Annotated in this window: 25 protein-coding genes; 13 read left to right on the forward strand and 12 right to left on the reverse strand. The window is 59.5% G+C overall.

Going from position 1 to position 26,693, the window contains the following annotated elements; translation table 11 throughout:
• Positions 1 to 73 precede the first annotated feature (73 nt).
• On the forward strand, positions 74 to 883 hold the full coding sequence (proC, locus tag ENTCL_RS17100) for a pyrroline-5-carboxylate reductase (protein WP_013367401.1): 810 nt from the start codon (positions 74 to 76) through the stop codon (positions 881 to 883).
• Positions 884 to 925: 42 nt separating this feature from the next.
• Here proC and psiF read toward each other — a convergent pair whose 3' ends face one another.
• Both psiF and ENTCL_RS17110 read right to left on the reverse strand, forming a co-directional pair.
• The gene (gene psiF / locus ENTCL_RS17105) at positions 926 to 1,246 is read right to left on the reverse strand and encodes a phosphate starvation-inducible protein PsiF (RefSeq protein ID WP_013367402.1); all 321 of its coding nucleotides are present in this window, start codon (positions 1,244 to 1,246) and stop codon (positions 926 to 928) included.
• A gap of 87 nt (positions 1,247 to 1,333) precedes the next feature.
• Positions 1,334 to 2,536, reverse strand: coding sequence for a multidrug efflux MFS transporter (locus ENTCL_RS17110; protein ID WP_013367403.1), 1,203 nt, complete (start codon positions 2,534 to 2,536; stop codon positions 1,334 to 1,336).
• Positions 2,537 to 2,809: 273 nt separating this feature from the next.
• On the opposite strand from ENTCL_RS17110, the gene ddlA reads away from it, so the two are divergent.
• The gene (ddlA, locus tag ENTCL_RS17115) at positions 2,810 to 3,910 is read left to right on the forward strand and encodes a D-alanine--D-alanine ligase (RefSeq protein WP_013367404.1); all 1,101 of its coding nucleotides are present in this window, start codon (positions 2,810 to 2,812) and stop codon (positions 3,908 to 3,910) included.
• Between the two features lie 6 nt (positions 3,911 to 3,916).
• Here ddlA and ENTCL_RS17120 read toward each other — a convergent pair whose 3' ends face one another.
• Positions 3,917 to 4,132, reverse strand: a complete 216-nt coding sequence (locus tag ENTCL_RS17120) for a DUF2754 domain-containing protein (RefSeq protein WP_013367405.1) — start codon at positions 4,130 to 4,132, stop codon at positions 3,917 to 3,919.
• 223 nt (positions 4,133 to 4,355) lie between these two features.
• Between ENTCL_RS17120 and ENTCL_RS17125 the strand changes: the two genes are divergently transcribed.
• Entirely contained in the window at positions 4,356 to 4,658 is a 303-nt protein-coding gene (locus tag ENTCL_RS17125; protein ID WP_013367406.1) for a DUF2755 family protein, read from the forward strand.
• Here ENTCL_RS17125 and ENTCL_RS17130 read toward each other — a convergent pair.
• The 3 genes from ENTCL_RS17130 to ENTCL_RS17140 all read right to left on the reverse strand — a co-directional run bounded on the left by ENTCL_RS17130 (position 4,649) and on the right by ENTCL_RS17140 (position 7,652).
• Entirely contained in the window at positions 4,649 to 5,752 is a 1,104-nt protein-coding gene (locus ENTCL_RS17130) for a DUF1615 domain-containing protein (RefSeq protein ID WP_013367407.1), read from the reverse strand. The two genes, ENTCL_RS17125 and ENTCL_RS17130, sit on opposite strands and share 10 nt — an antisense overlap.
• Before the next feature lie 12 nt (positions 5,753 to 5,764).
• Positions 5,765 to 6,985, reverse strand: coding sequence for a peptide antibiotic transporter SbmA (sbmA, locus tag ENTCL_RS17135; protein WP_013367408.1), 1,221 nt, complete (start codon positions 6,983 to 6,985; stop codon positions 5,765 to 5,767).
• A 133-nt stretch (positions 6,986 to 7,118) separates the two neighbouring features.
• Positions 7,119 to 7,652: an isochorismatase family protein gene (locus tag ENTCL_RS17140; RefSeq protein ID WP_013367409.1), complete on the reverse strand. Its 534-nt coding sequence runs from the start codon at positions 7,650 to 7,652 to the stop codon at positions 7,119 to 7,121.
• A gap of 205 nt (positions 7,653 to 7,857) precedes the next feature.
• Between ENTCL_RS17140 and ampH the strand changes: the two genes are divergently transcribed.
• Positions 7,858 to 9,015: a D-alanyl-D-alanine-carboxypeptidase/endopeptidase AmpH gene (gene ampH / locus ENTCL_RS17145; protein WP_013367410.1), complete on the forward strand. Its 1,158-nt coding sequence runs from the start codon at positions 7,858 to 7,860 to the stop codon at positions 9,013 to 9,015.
• A gap of 5 nt (positions 9,016 to 9,020) precedes the next feature.
• Here the strand turns inward: ampH and ENTCL_RS17150 are convergent, their stop codons facing one another.
• Positions 9,021 to 9,641, reverse strand: a complete 621-nt coding sequence (locus ENTCL_RS17150) for a helix-turn-helix domain-containing protein (RefSeq protein WP_013367411.1) — start codon at positions 9,639 to 9,641, stop codon at positions 9,021 to 9,023.
• Between the two features lie 378 nt (positions 9,642 to 10,019).
• Here ENTCL_RS17150 and hemB point away from each other — a divergent pair, with 378 nt between their 5' ends.
• Together hemB and olsF are read left to right on the forward strand one after the other, a co-directional pair.
• Complete coding sequence (gene hemB / locus ENTCL_RS17155) at positions 10,020 to 10,994, forward strand: porphobilinogen synthase (protein WP_013367412.1); 975 nt, start codon at positions 10,020 to 10,022, stop codon at positions 10,992 to 10,994.
• 114 nt (positions 10,995 to 11,108) lie between these two features.
• On the forward strand, positions 11,109 to 12,812 hold the full coding sequence (gene olsF, locus ENTCL_RS17160; protein ID WP_013367413.1) for a bifunctional ornithine lipid synthase OlsF: 1,704 nt from the start codon (positions 11,109 to 11,111) through the stop codon (positions 12,810 to 12,812).
• A 3-nt stretch (positions 12,813 to 12,815) separates the two neighbouring features.
• On the opposite strand, the gene tauD is transcribed toward olsF, so the two are convergent.
• The 4 genes from tauD to tauA are packed head-to-tail and all read right to left on the reverse strand — an operon-like array spanning position 12,816 to position 16,228.
• Positions 12,816 to 13,664: a taurine dioxygenase gene (gene tauD, locus ENTCL_RS17165; RefSeq protein ID WP_013367414.1), complete on the reverse strand. Its 849-nt coding sequence runs from the start codon at positions 13,662 to 13,664 to the stop codon at positions 12,816 to 12,818.
• A complete protein-coding gene (gene tauC, locus ENTCL_RS17170; protein WP_013367415.1) occupies positions 13,661 to 14,488 on the reverse strand; it encodes a taurine ABC transporter permease TauC in 828 nt (275 codons plus the stop codon). Before tauC ends, tauD begins: the two co-directional genes overlap by 4 nt.
• A complete protein-coding gene (tauB, locus tag ENTCL_RS17175) occupies positions 14,485 to 15,252 on the reverse strand; it encodes a taurine ABC transporter ATP-binding subunit (protein ID WP_013367416.1) in 768 nt (255 codons plus the stop codon). Before tauB ends, tauC begins: the two co-directional genes overlap by 4 nt.
• A 13-nt stretch (positions 15,253 to 15,265) precedes the next feature.
• Positions 15,266 to 16,228 carry a taurine ABC transporter substrate-binding protein gene (gene tauA / locus ENTCL_RS17180; protein WP_013367417.1) on the reverse strand — a complete coding sequence of 321 codons (963 nt, stop codon included), beginning with the start codon at positions 16,226 to 16,228 and terminating at the stop codon, positions 15,266 to 15,268.
• Positions 16,229 to 16,767: 539 nt separating this feature from the next.
• On the opposite strand from tauA, the gene ENTCL_RS22440 reads away from it, so the two are divergent.
• From ENTCL_RS22440 to ENTCL_RS17220, 7 genes are all read left to right on the forward strand, one after another.
• Complete coding sequence (locus ENTCL_RS22440) at positions 16,768 to 19,830, forward strand: autotransporter outer membrane beta-barrel domain-containing protein (RefSeq protein ID WP_013367418.1); 3,063 nt, start codon at positions 16,768 to 16,770, stop codon at positions 19,828 to 19,830.
• 251 nt (positions 19,831 to 20,081) lie between these two features.
• A complete protein-coding gene (locus ENTCL_RS17195; protein ID WP_013367419.1) occupies positions 20,082 to 20,459 on the forward strand; it encodes a DUF3302 domain-containing protein in 378 nt (125 codons plus the stop codon).
• Positions 20,459 to 21,598 carry an HlyD family secretion protein gene (locus ENTCL_RS17200; protein WP_013367420.1) on the forward strand — a complete coding sequence of 380 codons (1,140 nt, stop codon included), beginning with the start codon at positions 20,459 to 20,461 and terminating at the stop codon, positions 21,596 to 21,598. Before ENTCL_RS17195 ends, ENTCL_RS17200 begins: the two co-directional genes overlap by 1 nt.
• A 140-nt stretch (positions 21,599 to 21,738) precedes the next feature.
• On the forward strand, positions 21,739 to 22,569 hold the full coding sequence (locus ENTCL_RS17205; RefSeq protein ID WP_013367421.1) for an ABC transporter substrate-binding protein: 831 nt from the start codon (positions 21,739 to 21,741) through the stop codon (positions 22,567 to 22,569).
• 1 nt (position 22,570) lies between these two features.
• The gene (locus ENTCL_RS17210) at positions 22,571 to 23,389 is read left to right on the forward strand and encodes an amino acid ABC transporter ATP-binding protein (protein ID WP_013367422.1); all 819 of its coding nucleotides are present in this window, start codon (positions 22,571 to 22,573) and stop codon (positions 23,387 to 23,389) included.
• On the forward strand, positions 23,386 to 24,168 hold the full coding sequence (locus ENTCL_RS17215; RefSeq protein WP_013367423.1) for an amino acid ABC transporter permease: 783 nt from the start codon (positions 23,386 to 23,388) through the stop codon (positions 24,166 to 24,168). The genes ENTCL_RS17210 and ENTCL_RS17215 overlap by 4 nt, the downstream gene beginning before the upstream one ends.
• Positions 24,158 to 24,838 carry an amino acid ABC transporter permease gene (locus tag ENTCL_RS17220; RefSeq protein ID WP_013367424.1) on the forward strand — a complete coding sequence of 227 codons (681 nt, stop codon included), beginning with the start codon at positions 24,158 to 24,160 and terminating at the stop codon, positions 24,836 to 24,838. Before ENTCL_RS17215 ends, ENTCL_RS17220 begins: the two co-directional genes overlap by 11 nt.
• On the opposite strand, the gene ENTCL_RS17225 is transcribed toward ENTCL_RS17220, so the two are convergent.
• Positions 24,839 to 26,536 carry a GGDEF domain-containing protein gene (locus ENTCL_RS17225; protein WP_013367425.1) on the reverse strand — a complete coding sequence of 566 codons (1,698 nt, stop codon included), beginning with the start codon at positions 26,534 to 26,536 and terminating at the stop codon, positions 24,839 to 24,841.
• Between the last annotated feature and the right edge of the window lie 157 nt (positions 26,537 to 26,693).

The following is a 26,693-nucleotide window of genomic DNA, read 5'->3' on the forward strand; positions in this document are numbered from 1 at the left end:
TGCCAAGCCACAACCGCGCCACAAGGTGATAAGCTATAACGCACAATCAATAACACGCTGAGGGAGAGACGTTATGGAGAAAAAAATCGGTTTTATCGGCTGCGGCAATATGGGTAAGGCTATTCTCGGTGGCCTTATCGCCAGCGGCCAGGTGCTGCCAGGCCAAATTTGGGTCTACACCCCGTCCCCCGACAAAGTGGCGGCCCTGAGCGAGCAGTACGGCGTGAACGCCGCGGAAAGCGCCCAGGAGGTCGCGCAGATTGCCGATATCGTTTTTGGCGCGGTGAAGCCCGGCATTATGGTGAAAGTGCTGAGCGAGGTCGCCTCCAGCCTGAATAAAGATACCCTGGTGGTGTCGATTGCCGCTGGCGTCACGCTCGAACAGCTGGCGCGCGCGCTGGGCCACGACCGTAAAATCGTCCGCGCCATGCCGAATACGCCGTCGCTGGTGAATGCCGGTATGACCTCGGTGACGCCAAACGCGCTGGTCACTTCGGAAGACACGGCCGACGTGCTGAACATTTTCCGCTGCTTTGGCGAAGCGGAAGTCATCGCCGAGCCGATGATCCACCCGGTGGTCGGCGTCAGCGGCTCCGCGCCGGCCTATGTGTTTATGTTTATCGAAGCAATGGCGGATGCGGCCGTACTCGGCGGTATGCCGCGCGCCCAGGCCTACAAATTTGCCGCCCAGGCGGTAATGGGCTCGGCCAAAATGGTGCTGGAAACCGGTACCCATCCGGGGGCGCTGAAAGATATGGTCTGCTCGCCGGGCGGAACCACTATCGAAGCGGTGCGCGTGCTGGAAGAAAAAGGTTTCCGCTCGGCGGTGATCGAGGCGATGGTGAAATGCATGGAGAAATCAGAGAAGCTGAGTAAATCCTGAGGGTTGAGGGTGAACCGCTGAACGGCGGCTCACCCTGCCTGACTAGCCGTTTTTCTTAAGGCAGGTACTCATAAACTTGTTGCGATCCTCACCTTTAAGGGCTTTCTGACCCGCTTCGGCATTACATGCCTGCATTTTTTTCTGCTGCGGCGTCAGGGTTTTTTCCTCTGCTTTCGCGCTGTCCTTCTTCAGACACTCGCTCATAAAGGATTTCCTTGCGTCTCCCTTCAACGCTTTAGACGACGCCTGCTCGTTGCAGAGCGTCATCTTCTGCTGCTGGGGCGTCAGCGTTTTCTCCGCGGCCCCCACCGTCGTCATCAGCACCAGACCAAACAGTAACGTAACCAGTAATGTTATTTTCATAGCACCATCCTTCTGTGAGGTATCACAGTAAGTCTGGACGCAGAAACGAAAAAAACCACCCGACGACGCGAAAAAGCGCTTCGCTTGCTACCGCGCAGGCACCCGGGCGCGTTTGCGCAGCATCAGGGCAAGCTGGATCAGGTTTATCAGCACCACGATCGCCGTGGCGACAAATACCCAGCGAAACCCGGCCATCGCCGACACGCAAGCGCCGATCAGCGGCCCGGCGACGTTGCCGAGATACATAAACGACTGGTTATAGCCAAAGATGCGCCCGGTAACCCGATCGCTCGAATACTTGAGCAGCAGCGTCTGTACCGCTGGCAGCATCGCGCCATCGGCAAACCCCAGCAGAAAGCGCAGGATGCCGAGCTGCAGCGGCGAGGTGACAAACGACATGGCGAAGAACATCACCATGGCGCAAAACAGCGTCGCCAGCAGGATGCGGTGCGCGCCGATCCGGTCGCCGAGCCTGCCCAGACGGGGAGCGGAGATCAGCGCCGACACGCCCGGCACCGCGGCGATCATGCCGCTTAAAAAGGCGATATTAGTGCTGTCCGGCGCCATCGATTTGATAAACAGCGCCAGGATCGGCCCTATCGACCCGTTGCACATCTGGATAACCATGGTGGTGACAAACAGGCTAATGACCAGTCCGGGGTACGGCAGCGAGGCGAAAACCGCCTTACCGCTCAGCCGTTCACCGCGGCTCACGTTCGGTCTGCCGCCCTCTTTTATCAGAAACAGGGTGACTAAAAAGCTCACCGTCAGCAGGAGGGCGGTAATAAAAAACACCGCCCGCAGCCCCACGTGATCGGCGAGGAAACCGCCAAGCAGCGGCCCGCCGATAACCCCGCTGATTTGCGCCGTCGACAGCGTGCTGAGCGCCCAGCCGCTGCGCTCGCGCGGCGCCTGCGAGGCCACCAGCGCCATCGCGTTAGGAATATAGCCGGAGGTCAGCCCCATCACCGCGCGCAGGAAAAACAGCTGCCAGACGTTGGTGGCGAAGGCCTGCAGCAGAATGGCCACCGCCATGCCGAGCGAGGCGCGCAAGAGCATCAGCTTGCGCCCTTTACGGTCCGCGAGGCTTCCCCACATCGGCGAGACGATGGCCGACACCAGGAAGGTCACGCTGAAGGTCAGCCCCGACCACATCGACAGGGCCTCATGTGAGGTTACGCCCAGCTGCGAAACATAGAGCGGTAAAAACGGCAGGATTTGGCTGATGGCAAGCCCGGTAAAAAAGCAGCCGAACCAGACGGATATAAGATTAACCTTCCAGGATTCCATAACGACGCACGATCTTTTTTGGGTCTATAGCGCCCAGCATAACAAGTTCCCTGAAACGGCGGTTCATCCAGAGATGCGCTCGTCGCGACTTTGGTGTTTTATCTTACAAAGCCAAAATTATGTGATTAATATCACGCTAATTAACCACTCGCGCAGCGCGTTATGCTCGCCACTTTTTCACCTGTTGCCCGCAGAGGCCCTGGAAAAGGGCGGAAGCGTCCGCAGCGACGTGCTATGGTATCGGCTTTATGTTTTCTGTTGATGGAAGTGGAAATGGCTAAGTTGCGGGTGGGAGTCGTGTTCGGCGGTAAATCATCTGAGCATGAGGTATCGCTACAGTCGGCGAAGAACATCGTCGAGGCGATGGATAAAACGCGTTTTGACGTCGTGCTGTTGGGAATTGATAAGCAGGGACAGTGGCATATCAACGATGCCAGCAACTATCTGCTCAACGACCACGATCCGGCGCACATCGCGCTGCGCCCCTCCGACGTGACGCTGGCGCAAATCCCGGGTAAGGAAAGCCAGCAGCTTATCAACGCCGACAGCGGCCAGCCGCTGCCCGCTATCGACGTTATTTTCCCGATCGTGCACGGTACCCTGGGGGAAGACGGATCGCTGCAGGGCATGCTGCGGATGGCAAATCTGCCGTTCGTCGGCTCCGACGTGCTGGGCTCCGCCGCCTGTATGGATAAAGACGTCACCAAGCGCCTGCTGCGCGATGCGGGCCTCAGCATCGCCCCCTTTATTACCCTGACGCGGGCCAACCGCGAGCGCGTGACCTTTGCCGAGGTGAGCGAAAAGCTCGGCCTGCCGCTGTTTGTTAAACCGGCAAACCAGGGGTCTTCGGTGGGCGTCAGCAAGGTGAAAAACGAAGCGCAGTACCAGCAGGCGGTCGCGCTGGCGTTTGAGTTCGACCACAAGGTGGTCGTAGAGCAGGGAATTATCGGGCGCGAGATCGAATGCGCCGTGCTCGGCAATGACGAACCGCAGGCCAGCACCTGCGGTGAAATCGTGCTTAACAGCGAATTTTACGCCTACGATACCAAGTACATCGACGATAACGGCGCGCAGGTGGTGGTGCCTGCCGACATCAGCCCGGCGATCAACGATAAGATCCGGGCGATCGCCATTCAGGCGTACCAGACGCTGGGATGCAGCGGCATGGCGCGCGTTGACGTTTTCCTGACGCCGGAAAATGACGTGGTTATCAATGAAATCAACACGCTGCCTGGTTTTACCAACATCAGCATGTATCCAAAACTGTGGCAGGCGAGCGGGCTGGACTACCGCAGCCTCATTTCGCGGCTGATAGATCTGGCGCTGGAGCGCCATCAGGCCAACAGCGCGCTTAAAACGTCCATGAACGGGTAACGCCGACTACGACTCCGCCGTCTCCTTGTCATCAGGGCGACGGCGGATAATCAACCCCGCCAGCCAGAAACTGATAACCCAGGTGACCAGCCCGACGGCATAGGTTTGCCAGCCTTTCGCCTCAAACCCCAGCAGCCCGACCACGCCGTTTAGGATGAAAATCAAGCCAATAGCAAAGGCGTAGTAGTGCCAGTCGCGGCGAATTTTGTCAGGTAACTTCATAGCAGCCCCACGTCGAAAAAACGCATCGTCGCACATTTGACGCCCGTCGTCTGCGCGATGGTTAGCAATTCTTTTACATTTACGGCGTGCGGCGAGGGTGCCTGCACAGCCTGCAGAATTAAGAGTATTCCTTAAGGGAAATTACCATAAATCTGATATTGACAGTGGCGGTCTGCTGCCACACTCATCTGAACGCTACTGGCTAAAGCATCAGGAGGTCGTGATGGCTGATTTCACCTTATCTAAACCCCTTTTTCGTAGGAAAACAAAAGCGTCTGCCGCCCCGGGCAATATTGCGTATGCCCTGTTCGTGCTGTTCTGCTTCTGGGCCGGCGCGCAGCTGTTAAACCTGCTGGTGCACGCGCCTGGGATATTTGAACACCTGATGCAGCTGCAGGACAGCGACCGTCCGCGGGTCGAAATTGGTCTCGGCGTCAGTACGCTGTTCGGCCTGGTGCCTTTCCTCGCGGGCTGCGCCATCCTTGGCGTTATCGCCTTCCTGCTGCGCTTGCGTCGCTATTTCTGAGCCATGCACTGCGCCCGACGGGCATCCACGCGCTGCGCAAACCACGCGGTGGTCAGCTTGCGCGTGATCTTCGGGCTCTCCAGCTGAATACCCGGCAACACCTCACGCGGCAGCGCCTTACCGGTTTTTGCCTCCGCCAGCTGATACACGTTGCGGTATAGCGCCGTCTGTTCAAACGCCTGACTGTCGCCTTTTCGCAGCTGCGCGCGAATCTCGTCGTTGCTCATCGACAACCGCGGCGCCAGCTGGCGTACCGCCAGCTCCGTGCTGCCAGGCTCATCGCTGTCGTACCGAATCACGTCGCCGTCCAGCGCCAGCTTCACGCCAGAGGCTTTGCTGACCGCATTCTGGAACGCCGCATTACGGCTGGCGTACCAGCCTGCGTTAAAGTCGGCAAAGCGGTAGATGGGCGCCGTATAGCTCGCCGGGTAGTTAAGCAGATGGTAGGTGCCGAACCACAGGCCGCCGCGCAGGGTGAAGACTTCCTGACGTACGGTGCCGTCGATTTTCCACGGATATCCCTGGGCGTGCGCCTGCGCAAACGCGATGCTCACCTGCATCGGCCCGCCGGTGCGCACCGGGTTCAGCGAGCCGAACAGCGTCTGGCCCATCGGCACCATGCCGATAAAATCATCAAAGATAGCGCTGAGCTGTCGCTCGGTTTTCACCGTATCCAGACGTTCGCTGTAGCTTTTACCGTTCGGCGAGGGAATTTTCAGCGCGGTATGCACCAGGAAAAGCGGGACATGCGCCTTCTGCGCGCGCCTGTCTATCTCCTGCCAGGCGATTTTGCTCAGGCCCGGCACCGCCGGGTCGGCCTGATAGTTGGACTCCTGCTGCGCAATCGCCAGCACCGAGCAGACGTTCTCTTCCGTCGGCGCCAGCTTCTGGCTGGCAAACGTTCTGGCGATAGCCTGCGCCCAGTCGTCACGGTCTTTGACGCTGGCGGGCATTTTCTGGCGCACCATCGCGGCCACATCCACGGGTTTTTCACCCTCTTTCAACGGCGCCGTCTTGCTGCTGCACCCCGCCAGGATTAACCCGGCGAGGAGCGTCACGGTCATAGATATCCGGCGGGGTACGGCTGTTGCCATGGTGCGTCCTTGTTAGCTAACGGTTTGCGTGGCTTCCTGGGCAGTCTGTTTATCCAGTTCGCGCTCAAAGCTGCGCAAACGCTTGTAGATGGACATCAGCTCAACCAGCGTGGTCCAGGAGCTTATCAGATACTGGAACGAGCCGCGCACCTGACCAAATACGTTGGTAATCTGCGTCATCAGACCCAGCGTAATGGTACCGGCGACAATCGATGGAAACAGCAGGAACAAACCGAAAACGTTATCCACCTGCAGATATAAAATACGGGCGATGTTGAAATACATGTAGTGGAAATAGAGGCGGAAATAGTTCTGACGTACTGCGCTGAACAGCTCGCGCACCGTCGGCGGCGTCGCGCGATGCGGGTTGTCCTCGCCGTAGACCAGCTCTTTACGGTAAGCCGCCTCCACGCGCTGGTTTTTGAAGTTCAGCCCCGGCAGCTTAATCCCCACCATCGCCAGCAACCCGGTCCCCATCAGCGACCAGACAATAGCGGCGATCACCAGGCCGTAAGGAATATGGCCGACAATCGGCAGCTCCTGTACGTGCGGCGACAGCGCCACCAGCACCGGCAGAAACGCGATAAGCGTCATGATGGCATTGATAAAGCTCACCCCCATATCCTCAAGGGTCGAGGCAAAACGCATGGTGTCTTCCTGCACACGCTGCGCGGCGCCTTCGATATGGCGCAGATACTGCCAGTGCGCCATATAGTGTTCGTTCATCGCGGTGCGCCAGCGAAACACGTAGTGGCTGACAAAAAAGTTGTTCAGCACGCCAATCACCACCGCAATCAGCGCAATGCCGAGGAATACCCCCACCTCATGGTAAAACTGGCCGATAGTCACCTTGTGCGGCGACGATAGCGCGGTCTGGATCAGGTCATAGAACGGCGCATACCAGGCGTTGACCGCGACCCCCACTTCCACCAGAAACCAGGTGACGAAAATAATCAGCGAGGTGCCCAGAATCGACCAGTACTGCCAGCGATGCGGGCTGTAGATAAACCAGAACAGGGCAAAAACCGCGACGCAGAACAGGTAATAGACGTAGAACACCAGATAATCCAGCGACCAGAAACGCGCCGCGCTAATCGGCACATTGCCGCTCGCCCCCACCCACTGCAGCAGCCATTTGCCGCCGTCAGCCTGCCAGAATATGACGGCGATGAGCGCCCAAACAAACGCCGAGAGAAAAAAGGGACCCGGCTTGGGGAAAAAAGACTTAAACATCATACTCTCCTGCTAACTTCTTATCGTTCTGGCCGCTGCTGCGCACAGCGGTACGTCCGCTGCGGTATTCACCGCAGCAAAGGTGATATACGTATTGATAATGCGATGACCAATGAGACCGGCGTAAAATGGCTTAGTTCGCCGACCATTGCGCAACAATTGTATCGACGGGTTTCACGTAAACCGGATTGCCCGGTACGGTCAGCGTCCGCCAGACGTCGTTATAGTGGGCAATCAGCACCTCCGCCTGTGCGGCCGGGCGATTGGCGGTGGTGTGCGCATCCTCAGCCACGGTTATCGAATAACCTCTGCTGGCGCCGTTTTTAAGCGTCGTATCCACACAGTAGTCGGTAGCGCAGCCGCAGATGACGAACTGGCGGATATCAAGCTCAGCAAGCCGCTGCGCAAGCGTCGTGCGCCAGAAGGCGTCGCAGGCGGTCTTGGTGACATACAGCGCCCCCGCGGGCTGTTCAAGCTCCGGCAGCAGCGCGAAGCCCTCGCTGCCCTCTTCCAGACCGCCCGCCTCGGCATGCTGGATAAAGATGACGGTATCCGCGGCGCGGGTCAGGCGGTTTATCTGCGCGACGCAGCGCCCACGTTCGCGGCGCGGCGTCTCAAAGACCCCGTTTTGCATATCAACGACCATGACAACGCGTTTATCCGACATCACCTTTCTCCGTAATCAAGTGTGAATACTGAAACTATCATACGCGTCGGAAAACAAAAGCGCGTCACGCGGTTCAGGAAAAAACGTCATGTTTACCCGTCGTTACGTTTTTCTTCGCACAATCCCGCGTAATGCCCCTTTGCAAGCGGCGATTTAATAGTATAAATACGCATTATCTTTCTATTTCACTTCATGGAAACTCTCCTTGAAACGTCGTCTGCTCATTCTTGCCGCACTTTGTGCGTCAGCGCTGCCTGCTGCCCAGGCCGCGCAAACGTCGCCGGACCCGGCTTTTGCATCTGATATCGTCGATCGCTACGCCAACCACATTTTTTACGGCAGCGGCGCCACCGGTATGGCGTTAGTGGTGATCGACGGGAACCAGCGCGTGTTCCGCAGCTTCGGCGAGACGCGCCCCGGCAGCAACACCCATCCTCAGCTGGACTCGGTTATTCGGATAGCCTCTCTGACCAAGCTGATGACCAGCGAAATGCTGGTGAAATTACTCGATCAGGGCGTGGTAAAACTCAACGATCCGCTGAGCAAATATGCGCCGCCGGGCGCGCGGGTGCCGACGTATCAGGGCGCGCCGATCACCCTGGTCAACCTGGCGACCCACACCAGCACCCTGCCGCGCGAGCAGCCGGGCGGCGCGGCGCATCGCGCGGTGTTTGTCTGGCCAACCCATAGCCAGCGCTGGAGCTGGCTGTCCACCGCCTCGCTGAAGGCCGAGCCGGGCTCCCAGGCCGCCTACTCCAACCTGGCTTTCGACTTGCTGGCCGATGCGCTCAGCACCGCGGCCGGTAAGCCCTATACCCAGCTTTTTGAAGAGCAGATAACCCGTCCGCTGGGGATGAAAGACACCACCTTTACTCCGTCGCCGGACCAGTGCCAGCGCCTGATGGTGGCCGAGAAAGGCGCCAGCCCGTGCGACAATACGCTGGCGGCTATCGGCAGCGGCGGCGTCTATTCCACGCCGGGCGACATGATGCGCTGGATGCAGCAGTTCCTGTCGTCGGATTTCTACACCCGCAACCAGCAGGCGGATCGCATGCAGACGCTCATCTACCAGCGCAGCCAGCTTACGCGAGTTATCGGTATGGATGTGCCGGGCAAGGCGGACGCGCTGGGCATGGGATGGGTGTATATGGGGCCGAAGAACGGGCATCCGGGGATCATCCAGAAAACCGGCGGCGGCGGCGGCTTTATTACCTATATGGCGATGATTCCCCAGCACAATGTGGGAGCCTTTGTGGTGGTCACCCGCTCTCCGCTCACGCGGTTTGTGAACATGAGCGACGGGATTAACGACTTGGTCAGCGAGCTCAGCGACAATAAGCCGCGGCTCGTTCCGGCATCCTGAATCGGTCAGTACTCAAGGGGTAAGCGGTGTACGCGCACCAGCTTCCCCTTATCCATCTCGATGTAGTTCCCCTGACGCAGCGCCGCCAGCACCTCGGCAATCACCGAGCGTGAAATGCGCGTACGCTGCTGAATGTAGCTCATCACGCCGACCCTGGCCCGCAGCGCCGGCTCCCACTTCTGCATAAGGTGCAGCGACTCGCGAATCTGGCTATAGGAACTGCGGCCGACCAGCTGGATATCCCGCATTTCGACCACCCGATACTGCCAGCTCAGCCAGCAAAACGCCGCCTGCCAGAGCTGGTGCTTTTCCAGCAGCGCCGCGCCTTTTTCAGCATTGAGCTGATACCCGTCGCAGGGCTCCACCGCCGTGAGCTGGTAGTCCGCCACGCCGGGAAACTGCAGGCAGGGCAGCCCAAGAATCAACGGCGCGGTGGCGATCCCCACCAGCAGCTCCTGCTGCATTCTTGAAATTTTGACCGCGCCGTGGCGGATCACGGTAATTTTTGCATCGTCTGCATTCGCCAGCAGGAGGGACTGCTGCGCCGTCAGCGAAAACGCGTCTGCGCCAGCGGAGAAGCGTTTATCCAGAACAGCAAATGCCGATAACGGTTTAACTGTCAGCATTGATGAGCAACATCCTGTGTTAAAATAAATATCCGTTAAAAAGACAAGGGGACTATTATTTACTCCCGACACCGGCGAGCGCAATTATTCTATATAAAAATGACGAACGTGGGCAATGCTTTATATTAAACATAAACAACACGCAAATAACCAATAAATATCAATACGTTAAGATAAATAACACAAAGAAAGCATACAGGAAGAAAATATTATTTCATGATTCATATACAATTATTTATTATTACCGCAAGACCTGTTTCCCGGCATGCGCTGATAATACGTAATTTTAGCAAAAAGCATAAACACCACTTTAGTGAAACACTTTATCCATAAATCAGGTAAACTCTTGACCGTCGTTCCAACAACATCAGGCTTCCTATGACAAACTTGATCGATCGTCCCCGCCGCCTGCGCAAATCCGCTGCGCTGCGCGCCATGTTTGAAGAGACAACGCTGACCTTAAACGATCTGGTGTTGCCTATTTTTGTTGAAGAAGAAATCGATGACTACAAGGCCATCGAAGCGATGCCGGGCGTTATGCGCATTCCTGAAAAGCACCTGGCGCGCGAGATTGAACGCATCGCCAACGCCGGAATCCGCTCGGTAATGACCTTTGGTATTTCGCACCACACCGACGCCACCGGCAGCGACGCCTGGAAAGAGGATGGGCTGGTCGCGCGGATGTCGCGCATCTGCAAACAGACCGTGCCGGAAATGGTGGTGATGTCAGATACCTGCTTTTGCGAATACACCTCTCACGGCCACTGCGGCGTGCTGTGCGATCACGGCGTCGATAACGACGCTACCCTGGTAAACCTCGGCAAACAGGCCGTGGTGGCCGCCGCCGCCGGTGCGGATTTTATCGCCCCCTCCGCGGCGATGGACGGTCAGGTGCAGGCGATTCGCCAGGCGCTGGATGCGGCAGGTTTTACCGATACCGCCATCATGTCCTACTCCACCAAGTTCGCCTCCTCCTTCTACGGCCCGTTCCGTGAAGCGGCGGGCACCGCGCTGAAAGGCGACCGCAAGACCTATCAGATGAACCCGCTGAACCGCCGTGAGGCGATCCGCGAGTCGCTGCTGGATGAAGCCCAGGGCGCAGACTGCCTGATGGTCAAACCGGCTGGCGCCTATCTGGATATTCTGCGCGACATCCGCGAACGTACCGAACTGCCGCTGGGCGCCTATCAGGTGAGCGGCGAGTACGCGATGATCAAATTCGCCGCCATGGCGGGCGCCATTGATGAAGAGAAAGTGGTTCTGGAAAGCCTGGGCGCGATTAAGCGTGCCGGCGCGGATCTTATCTTCAGCTACTTCGCGCTGGATCTGGCCGAGAAAAAAATCCTGCGCTGATGCCCTTCGGGCGGGAACCGCTTCCCGCCCGCATCCCCAAAACGTCATTCACCTGACACGCAAACGTCACGTTGAGCTTCTACTGTCATCCGCAGGACGCCAGGAGGAACCAACATGTTTATTCTTGATAACGTACTCGACGATCTTTGGCCTCAGGCGAGGCCCGCTCCCTGGCAAAAGAACCTGTTAAGGCGCCTGCTGCACGAGGAAGAGTTTCAGGAATTTGCCGCCGGCCACCCGCATCTTCGCGGTCTGGACATGGTTGAACAGGTACTGGAACATCTGCAAATCCGCTGCAATATCGCCCCCCGCGAACTGGAAAATATCCCCGAAAACGGCCCCGTCGTCATCATGGCGAATCACCCGACAGGCACCCTCGACGGGCTGGCGCTGCTGTATGCGGTATCGCGCGTGCGTCGCGACGTCAAAGTGGTCACCAACCGCATGCTGACCCACCTTGAGCCGCTGAGCTCGCTGTTTATTCCGGTGGACAACGTTAACGGCCGCACGCGCAAATCCTCGCTCGCCCATATGGAGCAACAGCTCCAGAGCGGCGGCGTGCTGATTTTCTTCCCGGCGGGGGAAGTGTCGCGCCTCAGCCGTCAGGGTATTGCCGACGGCCACTGGCATACCGGCTTTATCAAACTGGCCGCCAAATACCGCACGCCGCTGCTGCCGGCGTTTATCCACGCCCGCAACAGCGCGCTGTTCTACGCCAGCGCGCTGGTGTCGCCAACGCTGCCTCTGCTGCTGCTGATGCAGCAGATGTTCCGCCGCCGCGGCTCCAGCCTGCCGGTGACTATCGGCCAGCGCATCCCCTGGGAAAGCTGGCATAGCCCGCAGTCGGCCTCCCGGGAGCTGGCGAAAAAATGCCGCCAGCACGTACAGCTGCTGGGCAAAGGGCAGCCCGGGAAATTCAGGACGGAAAGCGCCATCGGCCGTGCGGAAGACCGGGCCACGCTGCGTCGCGAGCTGGCGACGGCGGAATGCCTGGGACATACCGCCGATGGCAAAGTTATCTATCTCTGGCAGCGCGGCGATGTTCAGCAGGAAGCGCCGCTGCTGCGCGAGCTTGGGCGGCTGCGCGAAATCGCTTTTCGCGCCGTTGGCGAGGGCAGCGGCAAACGTCGGGATATCGACCGCTATGACGATGATTATCTGCACCTGATCCTGTGGGACGAGCAGGATCTGGAGATCGTCGGCGCGTACCGCTTTATGCCGACCGCGCAGCAGGTCGCTAACCGTGGGCTGGACGGGCTTTACAGCTATAGCCTGTTCCATTACGACGAAAAAATGGACGCTATCCTCCAGCACGGAATCGAGCTCGGGCGCAGCTTTATTCAGCCGCGCTACTGGGGACGCCGGGGTCTGGACTACCTGTGGTCGGGAATTGGCGCCTGGCTCGCGCGCTACCCGCAATACCGCTATCTGTTCGGACCGGTGTCGATTTCCGGCGGGTTACCGCCCGCCGCGCGCGATCTGCTGGTGGCCTTTTATCGCCTGTGGTTCCCGGCAAGCGATGCGCTGGCCGTCTCCCGCAGCCCCTATCCGGCAACGCTTCCCGGCGTGCTGGCGCAGTTTAAAGGGGAAGACTACGGCGAAGACCTGACGCAGTTAAAATCGCTGCTCAGCAATCTGGGCTGCGGCATCCCGCCGCTGTATAAGCAGTACTCTGAGCTCTGCGAACCGGGCGGCGTGCAGTTTATCGACTTCGGCAGCGACCCGGCGTTTAATCACTGTATCGACGGGCTGGTGCTGGTGGATTTAACCTTCCTGAAGAGCAGCCGCTACGCGCGGTATATCGGGGCGCACCGGTAGCGCTCATCCCCGATAAAACGGCCTATCGCCTAATATCGTCGCACGGTGCATGATGCGCCGCTGCGGCAGATAATCGGCATTCGCATAGTGCTGAGTCACCCGGTTATCCCAGATGGCGATATCGCCCTCCTGCCAGCGCCAGCGCACCTGAAACTCCGGCTTCGTGACGTGGGCGAACAGAAAGCCCAACAGCGCCTCGCTCTCTTTTGCCGTCACATCCACAATGCGCGTGGTAAACCCCTCGTTGACGAACAGCGCCTGCTTCCCGGTCACCGGATGCGTGCGCACTACCGGGTGCAGCAATGGCGGGTTTTTAGCGGCCGCATCGCGCCAGCGCTGATGCTCTTCCGGCGTTTTGCGGTGCTTATATTCCGGAAACGAGCGCGTAAAATCATGCTCGGCCCGCAGGCCGCTAAGCAGCGCCCGCAGCGGCGCGGAGAGCGCCTCGAACGCGGCGATGCCGCTGGTCCACAGCGTGTCGCCGCCGCTTTGCGGCAGCAGCTTCGCCGCCAGAATCGCCCCGGCGGGCGGGGTGTCGATAAAGGTAACGTCGGTATGCCAGTTGTCGTTATCCGGCGGATTATCGTTATGCGTATCCAGTACGATAATCTCCTCAACCCCGTCAGCGTGCGGGTACACCGGATGGATATGCAAATCGCCAAAGCGCAGCGCCAGCGCGCGCTGCTGCTGCGGGGTTATCGCCTGTTCGCGCAGGAAAACCACCTGATGACGCAGCATCGCGTGATACAGCTGCTCGAACTGGTTATCGCTGAGCGGACGGGTCAGATCGACACCTGACACCTCCGCGCCAATAAACGGTCCTGACGGGGTGATATGTAAACGTTCACTCATGCGACTTCTCCATGCCATGGCGTCAAGCGGCGCTGTAGCGCCCGCAGACTCAGCTCTAAAACAAAGGCGATCGCGGCGATAACCGCAATACCTGCTAATACCACGTCGGTGGCCAGAAACTCGCCCGCCGACTGCACCATAAACCCTAACCCGCGCGTCGCGGCGATAAGCTCTGCCGCCACCAGCGTCGACCACCCTACGCCAAGGCCAATCCGCAGCCCGGTCAGAATATCCGGCAGCGCCCCCGGCAGGATGACAAACCACAGGATCTGCGCGCGGCTGGCGCCAAGCGACTGGGCCGCGCGCAGGCGAACCTGCTGTACGCTCTTCACCCCCGCCAGCGCCGACATCGCCACCGGCGCAAAAATCGCCAGGTAAATCAGCAATATTTTTGAGGTTTCGCCAATGCCGAACCAGATAACCATCAGCGGCAGATAGGCCAGCGGCGGAACCGGACGGTACAGCTCAATCAGCGGATCGAGAATGCCGCGCACCGTCGGGCTTAGCCCCATCGCTATCCCCACCGGAACGCCGATAACCGTTGCCGCCAGTAGCGCAATCACAATTCGCGTCAGGCTCGCGCCCAGATGCTGCCAGAGGGTGGCGTCCATAAATCCCTGCGCCCCGGCGATACTGACCAGTTTGCGCAGCACCTGCCCCGGCGGCGGTAAAAACAGCGGGGCGATCAGCTGCAGCCCGGCGACCGTCCACCACGCCAGCAGAATGACGCCCAGGGTGGCGGCGCTTAAGGTCAGCTGCCGCGACAGCGGCCAGCGCCAGCGCAGTGCCTGACGGCGCGGTTTGTCGTTGACGACAATGCTCATGAGAAGGCCTCCCGGTGTTCAAATACGCGGCCTAAGACGTACTCGCGGCGCGCGATAAACTGCGGATCGGATTTAATGCTGCGGCATGGCTCTCCGGCGACAAAGCGGCGGGCGAAATCCAGCGACAGCCGCTCGGTGACCCGCCCAGGGCCTGGCGACAGCAGCACCAGCTCGGTCGCCATAAATACCGCCTCTTCGATATCGTGGGTGATCAACAGCACCTGCTTGCCGGTTTCATGCCACAGGCGCAGCAGCAGGGTTTGCATCTGTTCGCGGGTAAACGCGTCCAGCGCGCCGAAGGGTTCGTCGAGCAGCAGGAGCTGCGGATCGGCGGCCAGCGCCCGGGCGATCCCGACCCGCTGGCGCTGCCCACCGGAAAGCTGCCAGATAAAGCGCTCTCCGGCGCCGTCCAGCCCGACCTTTTTTAGCATTTGCCGGGCGATTTCCCGACGCTCGCGTTTTCCAGCGCCCGCCAGCTGCAGGCCAAACGCCACGTTATCCTGCACCGTACGCCAGGGCAGTAACCCTTCGTTTTGAAACACCACGCCGCGTGAAGCGCCTGGCCCCAGCACCGGCTCGCCGTTCAGCGTAATACTGCCGCTGGCGTGAGGAATAAACCCGGCAACCAGATTCAGCAGCGTGGTTTTCCCGCAGCCGGACGGCCCCAGCACCACCAGCAGTTCGCCGCGATCGACGCTCAGGCTGATATCGTCAAGCACCGCTTTTCCGCCGTAGCGGGCGTTCAGGTGGGATATTTGCAGCATGGCGACCTCCGGTTCACTGCACGAAACGATCGGTCACGAACTGGCGATAATCGCTGGCAACAGTCGGCACTTTGCCCTGTTCTTTAAGAAACTGCGCGGTATCGACAATGGCTTTATTGACCGGGCCATTGAGCTGCTGCGCCTGCTGCGCGGCCGTCAGATAGGTATTCCCCTTCACCAGCCCCGGCACATCCGCCAGGGGTACGCCGCTGAGCGTCGCCAGCTTTTGCAGGTTCTCCGGCTGCTGCAGCCAGCCGTCCGGGTTATCGATATAGCCGCGCTGCGCCTCAAGCGCGCTTTTGGCGAACGCTTTCACCACCTCCGGATGCTGTTCGGCAAAATCCTTGCGCACTACCCAGACGTCCAGCGTCGGCGCCCCCCACTGCCCGACCTGCGCGGAGTCCGTTAACACCGTGCCGTCTTTCTCGAGCTCATTGACCGCCGGCGCCCAGACGTACGCGCCGTCGATATCTCCCCGCTGCCAGGCGGCGATAATGGCCGGCGGCTGCAGATTCACAATCTGCACCTGCGAAGGCGTAATGCCCCAGTGTTTGAGCGCCGCCAACAGGCTGTAGTGGGTGGTGGAAATAAAGGGGACGGCAATGCGCTTGCCGATCAGATCCTGCGGCTTGCTGATGTTTTTCTTCACCACCAGCGCTTCGGAATTGCCAAGCTGGGAAGCGAGCAGAAAGACCTCAATCGGCACCTGCTGGCTGGCGGCGACGGCCAGCGGGCTGGAGCCGATATTGCCAATCTGCACATCGCCGGAGGCCAGCGCGCGCACGACGCTGGCGCCGCTGTCGAATTTGCGCCAGTCAACGGTCGCGCCGCTGGCTCTGGCGAAGGTGTTGTCCGCCTGTGCGACTTTGGCAGGTTCAGCGGAGGTTTGATACGCCACGGTGACGGTGACCGCCTGCGCCTGAAACGTCAGAAATGCCAGCGCGGCGAGAAATGAAAAACGCGATGAAACTGCCATAGTGTCTGCCCTCTTGTTGTCATGAGCGCAGTATTTCCGGCAGCCGGGTTTTGATAAAGGAATAAAAAAGTCTGGCTAATTCCAATCGGTTTTTAGAAAAAAAACGGCAAAGCTTAGTCAGTCCGGCTTATTGCGCCGACAGATTGCGCACGAGAAACAGCCTTCCCCGCCGTTTTGACAGCCTGGGGTTACGCGTTGTGATGAGAAAAAGAAAAGGACGCCATGCCATAGACACCTCCTGCGCAACACACCTTCAGCATGAGCACGCAGGTTGACTATCACCGTCAGCCAAAAGACTTAACTTTTCACATTTTCTCACCATAACTGCGTAGAAAACGCTCGTTTAGGTCAAATCCTTAACAGTTGTAAGTAAATTTTTCTTAACACATAAAATTTCAGATAAATACGCAAAAAGCAGACCATTTCGTTGGTTATCTCGCCATCAACGCACATAATCCACCACCCCAAAGGGAAATAAACAAGATAAAACACCACCAAATAACGGCAAAGCACTGCACTTTGCTGCAAGGAACGCATTCATGCAAAAGAAATACCTCGTCATGCTGATCCAGACAGCATTACTTTCCGGGCTACCCGCCGTTTCCGCTTATGCAGCACAGTGCACCACCGCCAGCAGCCGCGTGGCGTGTACCGGCGCGGGCACTGTCGCTGACAATATCGGCAGCGGGCGTAGCACCAGCAGCACCACCATTACCGTCGATTCCGGCGTGGTGCTGGATGGCGGCAACGCGCCCGCCATCAGCCTGAACGACAGCAATACCATCACCGTTAACGGCACGGTGCAAAACAGCGCCAACCCGAGCTCCTGGGGCCTGCTCAACGCGGGGGCCAATACCATCGAAGTGATCTCCAACAGCACCATTACCATTGAGCAAGGCGGCAAAGTGCTGGCGAACGGCACCTCCGGCAACGCAGAGGCGATCAACGTGATGGGATTTGGCAACACCATTACCAACCGCGGCGTCATTCAGAGCAGCGGCAGCTCGGCCGCGCTGTGGTTTGAGGATGATGAAGGGCAGTACGGTCCGCCCACGGTCAGAAACCGCGTGGAAAACTATGGCGTCATCGCCCGCGGAACCGAACAGACCAGCACCGCGCCGGTCTTCGGCACCAGCTCCCGCTCCGGCGGGGCCGGTATCGTCTTCGTCAACCACAGCAACAGCAAAGTCATCGGCAGTCTGGCCTTTGGCCGCGGGGATGACGATCTTGAGTTCTACAGCAACTCGCTGGTGACCGGCAACATTGACGGCGGCGGCGGCGTTAACCGTCTGACGCTTAACGGCTCGACCAATTCCCGCGATACGCTGCGCGGCGATATCTCCAACTTCACCACTCTGGATAAAAACGGCGAGGGACGCTGGGACGTCACCGGCGCGCTGAACGGCTTTACCGTGGTCAGCGTTAACCAGGGCACCCTGGGACTGTCGGGCGATAACACCAGCTATACCGGACAGCTGGTTATCAACCCGTCGGGCAATAATGACCCGACCGCCACCGTTGAGGCGCCGGCGCGCAGCCTGCCGGTACGCCCAGGTAATAATACCAACAACGTCATCAACAACGGCATCCTGCGCCTGACCCAGGATAAAAATGAGACCTACGTCGGGCAAATCACCGGCAGCGGCCAGCTGATTAAAACCGGCCAGGGCACGCTGACGCTTAATCCGCAGGCGCCGGACGGCAACCTGTGGCAAGGCGGCACCACCATTCAGCAAGGCGCCATCGCCGTAAGCCAGGATAACCAGCTCGGCGCGGTCAACAGCGCGCTGACCCTGGACGGCGGCGGCCTTATTTTCAATAGCCCGGTCGACCTTGCCGCGGGCCGTAACCTCACGGTGACCGGCAACAACGGCTTTATCGATACCCAGGCCAACAGCACCCGCATCGCCCAGGCGATTAACGGAACCGGGACGCTGAGCAAGCGCGGCAGCGGCATGCTGAATATCACCGGCCAAAACCCGGATCGCTGGAGCGCTGACGTCGAGCAGGGCATCCTCAACGTCGATGGCGCCATGGCGGGCAACGTCGCCGTGCAGAGCGGCGCTCTGCTGACGGGGAGCGGCAGCGTCGGTAACACAACGCTTAACACGGGCTCAACCCTGATTGTTGGTAGTGCCGCCGCGCCATCCGCCGCCGGGCCGCATCAGTTCACGGTCAATGGCGCCCTGCAAAATAATGGCACCCTGCAGCTGTACCGTGAGAATGACAGCACGCTCACTAACAGGCTGCAAATTAACGGCAACTATCACGGCGGCGATGGAAGCCTGCTGAAAATGAACAGCCTGCTTGCCGGGGACAACGCCCCTTCCGACCTGCTGGCGATTACCGGCAGCACCAGCGGTACAACCGGCGTGGCTATCAGCAACGTCGGCGGGCACGGCGAACAGGCGCTGAACGGTATTAAGGTGATTGACGTCCAGGGACACTCCAGCAGCCAGGCGTTTTTCCAGCAGGGCCGTATTACCGCCGGGGCGTACGATTACTTCCTGACGCAGAAAGGCAAAAACTGGTACCTGACGAACCACGTTGAGGGGGGAGACACGGATGACGCCGATACCCCTGAATCGTTACCCGATCCTGACGTCACGCCGGAGTTCACCGGCAAGAAAGCCTACCGCCCGGAAATCGGCGGCTATCTGGCCAGCCTGCAGGCGGCCAATACGCTATTCACCCTGACCCTTGACGATCGCGAAGGCGGTACCGAGTATCTGGATCCCATCAGCGGCGAAATGAAAAAGACGTCGATGTGGCTACGCCAGGAAGGGGGACATAACCGCTTCGCCGCCGCCGAAGGTCAGGTGAAAACCCAGGCCAACCGCTACGTCGCGCAGCTCGGGGGAGAGATAGCCAACGGCAGCTTTAGCGGGGCCGACCGCTGGGACGTCGGTGTGATGGCGGGCTATGCCAACCAGCAGTCCAACAGTCGCGCCTCCCTCACCGGCTACCGGGCGCGCGCGAAGACCGACGGCTACAGCGCGGGCGCCTATGCGACCTGGTTTGAGCAGGCGCAGGCGAAAACGGGCTGGTACGTGGACAGCTGGGCGCTGTATAACTGGTTCGATAACACCCTCAGCAGCCCGAATCAGCCGGGAGAGCGCTGGAAGAGCCGCGGGGTGACCGCGTCGCTGGAGACCGGCCACATTTCGCAGCTGGCGCGCTATTCGCGTACCGCGCTGTACGTGCAGCCGCAGGCGCAGGCCATCTGGATGGGCGTCAAAAATGCGCATGACCTGACGGAAGCAAACGGTACAAAGGTGCAGGACGTCAATAACGGCAATATCCAGACCCGCCTCGGCGTGCGTCTGTACCTGAAAGGCCACTCCGCGCTGGACGACGGGAAATCCCGTGAGTTCAAACCCTACGTGGAGGCCAACTGGCTGCATAATACCGAGCGCTACGGCGTTCGTATGGATGGCGAAACCGTCTCCGTCGACGGCGCGCGTAATATTGCGCAGCTCAAGCTGGGGGTTCAGGGACAGCTCACCCCATCCCTTAACGTCTGGGGCGGTACGGCCGTACAGATTGGCGATAATAGCTACAGCGATGCGTCCGCCATGCTTGGCGTAAAATATCGCTTTTAAATAACCTTGCGCGGGCCACGTGTATTTTCACTCTGGCCCGCATTATTATTTACCACTTATTTTTTATTTAATTTTAAATTTTAATTAAAAGCAAAATCCAAATTTAAATTTTACAGCTCATCACACTAATGAAATGCAATTTATCTTTGAATGCTGCTATATTTGCCTCACTCATTGTTTTATGGTTTCCTGTACGCTGTCTTTTTTTCAACCGTTGTTAACTTTCTGGAAGTATTCCTGGAGTTTTTATTATGGCACTGGACTATATTGCTCTGGCAATTATGGTTGTAGTTTTTCTCATTCTCTTCTACAGCATTATTGTTATTCATGACATTCCCTATGAGATCGCCAAACGGCGCAACCACCCTCACCAGGACGCCATTCATTACGCCGGGTGGGTGAGCCTGTTTACGCTGCATGCGCTTTGGCCATTCCTGTGGATCTGGGCCACCTTGTGGCGTGAAGACCGCGGCTGGGGCATGAAGCAAATGGCGGCGGAGCAGCACGATATGCATCACCAGATGACCTCACTTCTGGCGCAGGTTGACGATTTAAAAAATGAAATCAGAAAACTGAAAGCCCAACCTGGAACGACATCTTCCCATCCATCAGTGGAAGAGGAAAAATAATGGAAACGCTATTACTTCTGAGCTATGCAGCCTTCTGCGTCGCCATATTTAAGATTTTTCGCATTCCGCTGAATAAATGGACCGTACCGACGGCCGTACTCGGCGGCGTTATTTTCATCAGCCTCATCATTCTGGTGATGAACTATAACTACCCGTTTAGCGAAACGGGGAAACAGGCCTTCAGAACCGTGCCGATCGTTTCTCAGGTACGCGGTATCGTCATCGATGTGCCGGTAAAACCGAACGTGATGCTGCACAAAGGCGATGTGCTTTATCGCATCGATCCTACGCCGTTCCAGGCGCGGGTTGACGATCTGCGCGCGCAGGTTAAAGAAGCCAGCCAGAATGCGCTGTCTCTGGACTCCGCGCTGAACCAGGCCCAGGCCGATCTCGGGAAGGCCGTTGCCGACCGCGATCAGGCGCAGCGTGAGTATGCGCGTTTTGCCCAGGGTCATGTGAAAGGCGCCTATTCCGATCAGGACGTCGATACCCGCCATCAGAACTGGAAAGCCGCTGAGGCCTCCGTTGCGGCGGCAAAAGCTCAGGTTAAGCAGGCGCAAAATAATCTGAATTCCGTTGTCGATGGCGAGAACACCAAAGTGGCCTCGCTGCTGGCGCAGCTGCGCCGGGCGGAATTTAAGCTCGAAAGCACGACGGTACGCGCGCCATCTGACGGCTACGTCAGTATGGTCGGCCTGCGTCCTGGCACCATGTCCACCGCGCTGGGACTGGCGCCGGTAATGACCTTTGTGCCGGAAGACCAGGAGCAGCACACCTACGTGGCCGCCTTTCGCCAGAACTCCACCCAGCGTCTGAAGCCGGGCTACAAAGCCGAGCTGATGTTTCCGTCCGTCCCCGGAACGGTCTTTAGCGCAGAGATAATCGACGTGCTTCCGGCGATTGGCGAAAGCCAGTTTCAGGGGCAGGGTCGCCTGCTGACCACCGCCGACGTCGGCAACCAGGGGCGCGTGCTGGCGCTGGTGAAGGCGACCGATCCGCGGCTGGCTGATTACCATCTGCCGCAGGGTACGCAGGTAGAAGTGGCGGTTTACTCCGGCTATTTCAAAGAGCTGGCGCTGATTCGTAAAATCCTCATCCGCATGAAGAGCTGGCAAAACTATATTTTCCTCGATCACTGATCCCCTCCCCCTCCTGCACGCCAGGAGGGGTTTGCCTCATACCGATTTCAGAAAAGCGACGTATTTTTTGTTCTTTGCCTTCTGCCCCTGCCGTGTGGGAGCGTAACACCACACCAAAAAAAACAGGGATATCAAAGAACATGGCACAGACATTACGCACGCTCAAACGTACCGCTGTCGCGCTCAGCGTCCTGGCAACCGCCGGGCTGGCGGCGCAAACCGCCCGGGCGGACCAGCTGGCGAACATCAAAGCCGCAGGGGTGATCAAGGTTGCCACCTTCGACGCCAATCCGCCGTTTGGCTCGGTGGACGGCAAAACGCACGAACTGGTGGGTTATGACATCGATTTCGCCAACGCGCTGGCGAAATCGCTTGGGGTGAAGCTGGAGCTGGTCGCCACCAACCCGGCCAACCGCATTCCGCTGCTGCAGTCCGGTAAAGCCGATGTGATTGTCGCCGACATCACGATTACGCCGGAGCGCGCGCAGGTTATCGATTTCTCGACGCCCTACTTTGTGACCGGCCAGCAGTTTCTGGTTGCGGCAAAAGCCGGGGACCAGTTGGAGGATTACCAGCACGCGCGTATCGGCGCGGTAAAAGGGACAACCGGCGAGCAGGCGCTGCACCAGCGTTTCCCGCAGTCCCGCGTACTGGCCTACGACGATATTCCGCTGGCGCTTACCGCGCTGCGTAACGGCAACGTGCAGGCCATCACCCAGGACAGCACCATCCTCGCCGGGCTGCTGGCGGGCGCGCCGGATAAGGCCAGTTTCAAAATCCTGCCGGACCTGCTCAGTAAAGAGGAGATAGGCGTCGGCGTGAAGAAAGGTGAACCGGCGCTGCTGAACGCGGTGAACGCGGAGCTAGGCAGGCTGGAGAAATCCGGCGAGGCGGCCAAAATCTACGATCGCTGGTTCGGCCCGCACACGCCGACGCCGCAGCCTCGCAGCTTCACCATCGCCGCAAACTAGCATGTGGTGCCGATTATTCCGGCGCTCCGCGGTCCACGCCGCGGAGCCGTCGCGTCTGCAAAACGCCAGTGTGGAATTTCGTAACGTGGTGAAAACCTGGGGTTCGCACCGGGTGCTGAACAACATCAATCTGACTATCGCCCCCGGCGAGGTGGTCACCATCCTCGGACCGTCCGGCTCGGGAAAATCGACGCTTATCCGCCTGATCAACCAGCTGGAAACCCTGAGCGGCGGCGAAATACTGATCGATAACCAGCCCACCCGCGCGCTTCAGGGCCGTAAACTGCGGCAGCTGCGCAGCCGGATCGGTTTTGTTTTCCAGCAGTTCAACCTGTACCCGCACCTTACGGCCGGGCAAAACATTACGCTGGCGCTGACCTCGGTGTATGGCGTGGACGCCGACCGCGCGCGGTCGCGGGCGCAAAGCCTGCTGGCGCAGGTCGGGCTGGCGGACAAGACAGACCACTACCCTTCCCAGCTTTCCGGCGGACAGCAGCAGCGCGTGGCAATTGCCCGCGCGCTGGCGCCGTCGCCGCAGATCCTGCTGTTCGACGAACCGACCTCCGCACTGGATCCGGAAATGATCGGCGAGGTGCTGCAGGTCATGAAGGGGCTGGCGCACAGCGGGATCACCATGGTGGTGGTGACCCATGAGATGCAGTTCGCGCGCGACATCGCCGACCGGGTGGTATTTATCGACGGCGGCGAGATCCTCGACATTGCGCCGCCGCAGACCTTTTTCACCCGCCCGGCGCATCCGCGCGCCAGGCGTTTTTTGCAAACCCTCCTCGACCCGCTGCACCAGGAGACGACGCCATGATGCCGCATCCTGACTGGGCGGGGGTGCTCAGCGGCCAGCCGCTGCAGTGGCTGCTCTCCGGCTGGCTGACCACGCTGTGGGTCACCCTCGCCGGGATAACGCTGGCGAGTCTGCTGGCGGCGCTGCTCCTGCTGCTGCGCCTGGCGGGCGGCCGGACGGGCGCTGCGCTCACGGCCTGCTGGGTATCGATTTTTCGCAATACGCCGCTGCTGGTGCAGCTGTTATTCTGGTACTTCGCCGCGTGGAACCTGCTGCCGCTGGGGTTTCGCGATATCGTCAACGGGGTTTATCGCTTCTCCGTGCTTCCCGGCAACGTCTGGTGGCTGACGCCGGAGTTTCTCTGCTCAGCCTGGGGGCTGGCAGCCTTCACGTCGGCCTTTCTGGTGGAGGAGGTCACCGCAGGCCTGCGGGCCGTTCCACTGGGGCAATATGAGGCCGCGCAGGCGCAAGGGTTCTCCGCCCCGGCGCTGTTTCGCCACATCCTGCTGCCGCAGGCGTTAGCCAACGCCTGGCAGCCCGTGGTCGGCCAGTATCTCAACCTGATGAAGCTCTCCTCGCTGGCCAGCGGCATCGGCTTTGCCGAGCTAACCTGCCAGGTGCGGCAGATTGAAAGCTATAACGCCCACGCGCTGGAGGCGTTTGCGCTGGGCACCGCGCTCTACCTGCTGACCGGCGTCCTGATGGGGCTGACGCTCACGCGCTTTGCGCCAGGTGCGCGCGCGCCGAGGCGCGCCGGTACCCACGCGACAGGAGGAGGCGCTATTCAGCATGAACGCTAATTTCAGCATTATTACCGACAATCTCGACTATCTGCTGTGGGGACGGCTGGCGGACGGTCAGCCCGGCGGGGTGGCGCTGACGCTGATGATGGCGCTCGGGGCGGCCGCGCTGGCGCTGCCGGGCGGTATCCTGCTGGCGGGGCTCGCCTGGCGCTTTCCGGGGCTCGTGCGCCGCCTGCTGTACGGCTGGGCGGAGGTGATCCGCGGCATTCCGCTTATCTTCGTTATCTTCTGGCTGTGGTATCTTCTGCCCTGGCTTACCGGCAGCGATCTCCCCGGGGCGGTCACCGTCACGCTGGCGCTGGCGTGGTTTACCAGCGCCGCCGTGATGCATACGGTGTACGCCGGAGTGCAGGCGCTGCACGACGGACAGCGGGAAGCCGCGCTGGCGCAGGGGTTCAGCGGCGGGCAAACGCTGCGGCGGGTGCTGCTGCCTCAGGCGCTGCGCAACGTGCTGCCGTCGCTGGTGGGTATCGGCATCAGCCTGCTGAAAGATACATCGCTGGCGTTTATCGTCAACGTGCCGGAGCTCACCACCGTTGCGGGTCAGGTCAACAGCCGGGTGCAGATTTACCCGGCGGCGATATTTATCTTCACCGGCGTCGTCTACTACCTGCTGTGCAGCAGCCTGAGCCTGCTGGCGCGGCGCTTCCAGCCGCGCCCGACGTAATCAGGGCAGACCGCAGATGCGGTCGCGCCCGCTATTTTTGGCCTCATACAGCGCGGCGTCCGCTTCGCTCATCAGTTCGGACAGCGGACGCTGCCAGCCGACCGAGACGCCGAAGCTGGCGGTTATCTGAAACGGCTCGCCGTTCGGCCCCTGAAAGGCCAGCTTGCGAATTTCAGCCTGAATTCGCTGCGTGTAGCCCGCCACGCTCTCATGCCCCTGGGCGCGGAACATCACCGCGAACTCTTCGCCGCCCAGGCGGCCAATAACGTCGCCCGGTCGGCTAAAGGTTTTCAGCGTTGTCGCCAGCCCAACCAGCACCTCATCGCCCGTCGGGTGTCCCCAGGTATCGTTAATCGATTTAAAGCGATCGACATCCAGCATGATAAGCCAGGCGGGAAAATGGTGGCTGGCCTGCTGCAACAGCGCGGTCGCGCGCGCGTCAAACGCCCGGCGGTTATAGAGATGCGTGAGCGGGTCCTCCTCCGACTGGCGCTTCAGCGTCCGGCTCAGGCGCGTCTGCTCCTGCAGTTTGTCCCCCAGCGCCCCGAGCGAAGAGAACAGCTCCTGCACCTCTTCCGCGGTTCTGTCATCCATGGGGGCGTCAAGCTGCTTGCCAGCCAGAATAGCAACGGCAATATCGTTGAGGCGCAAAATCGGCCGCAGCACGCGGGCGCGGATATACATAATCATGCCGGTCACCAGGGCATACAGCACCAGCAGGATGGCGGACACCATCAGCAGGTGCAGCAGCGCCTCGCGTTCGGCGCTAACGTAATGCTTTTTCACGCCCGTCAGGTAGGTATTGAGCAGTTCATCAAAGGAATTGAGGCTGGCGTGAAAGCGCAGCGCAAAACTATCGGCATTGACGGCGTAATGCTCACCGCTGACGCTCTGCGCCTGTAACGTCCCGAGAAGGGTAATCCCCTGCTCTTCGAACGTTTGCCGTGTACTTTCCAGCTGTTGCGCAAAACCAGGGAGGTAGCTGGTCTCATCGCCCTGGGTGCGCAGCAGCCACCATAGCACGCTGATACGCTCCTTCCCCCGGCTGATCGCCTCAATATTTTGCAGCGGCAGCGGCGTTTGCGTCGCCAGCGGCACCAGAAGCTGCGAGCCGAGGCGCCCGGCGGCATCGCGCAGCTCGCCCAGCGCCTGAGATCGCAGAATGGGTCCCAGCGCCGATGGCTCCAGCAGCAAAAACGCCGAGGTATGGCGAAACAGCGCCTGATGGTAAAAATCGGTCGCCGCCAGCATAGCGTTAATGGTTTGCTGCGCCTCAACGGGGTCCGTCAGGGTATGGGTACGAAACGCGTCAACCCGCTGACGAGCGCGCCCGAGCTCGTCAAGCGTGGCTTTCAGCAGCGCAGGCGACAGTAAATCCGCCGGTATTTTGTTGATATCGCGGTTGGTTATCCGGCGGCTTTTCTCCAGCGACTGCCAGGCCTTTTCTTTCTCGCGGACGGTACTCAGCACCAGTTCATTGGCGTAGGCGCGCTCGCCGGCCAGGTCGTTTGACACCTGCAGAACGTGATAAAAATCATCAAACTGAGAGACGTTGTTACGTGCGCTTTTCCACGTCGCCCAGGAGCCGGAGAGCAGCCACCAGGAGAGTAAGGTGGTTAAAAAGAGGACGAGCGCCGCCACGCTCCACAGGGAACGCAGCACGTTTGAGGATATTGCCGTTTTTTTTATTTTTTTCATGACGTCCAGAGCCGATAGCGGCAAAAAGGGCAGAACTTATTATCATAACAGTTTATTTTTAAACGCTCTTGCCGGATGGTGTCCGTACGTCATCCGCCCTTCGAAGTGTAGTGCAGGGGGCATGCAGAAATAAAAAAATCACCCTGCGGAGCAGGGT

Source organism: [Enterobacter] lignolyticus SCF1, from assembly GCF_000164865.1.
Classification (GTDB): domain Bacteria; phylum Pseudomonadota; class Gammaproteobacteria; order Enterobacterales; family Enterobacteriaceae; genus Enterobacter_B; species Enterobacter_B lignolyticus.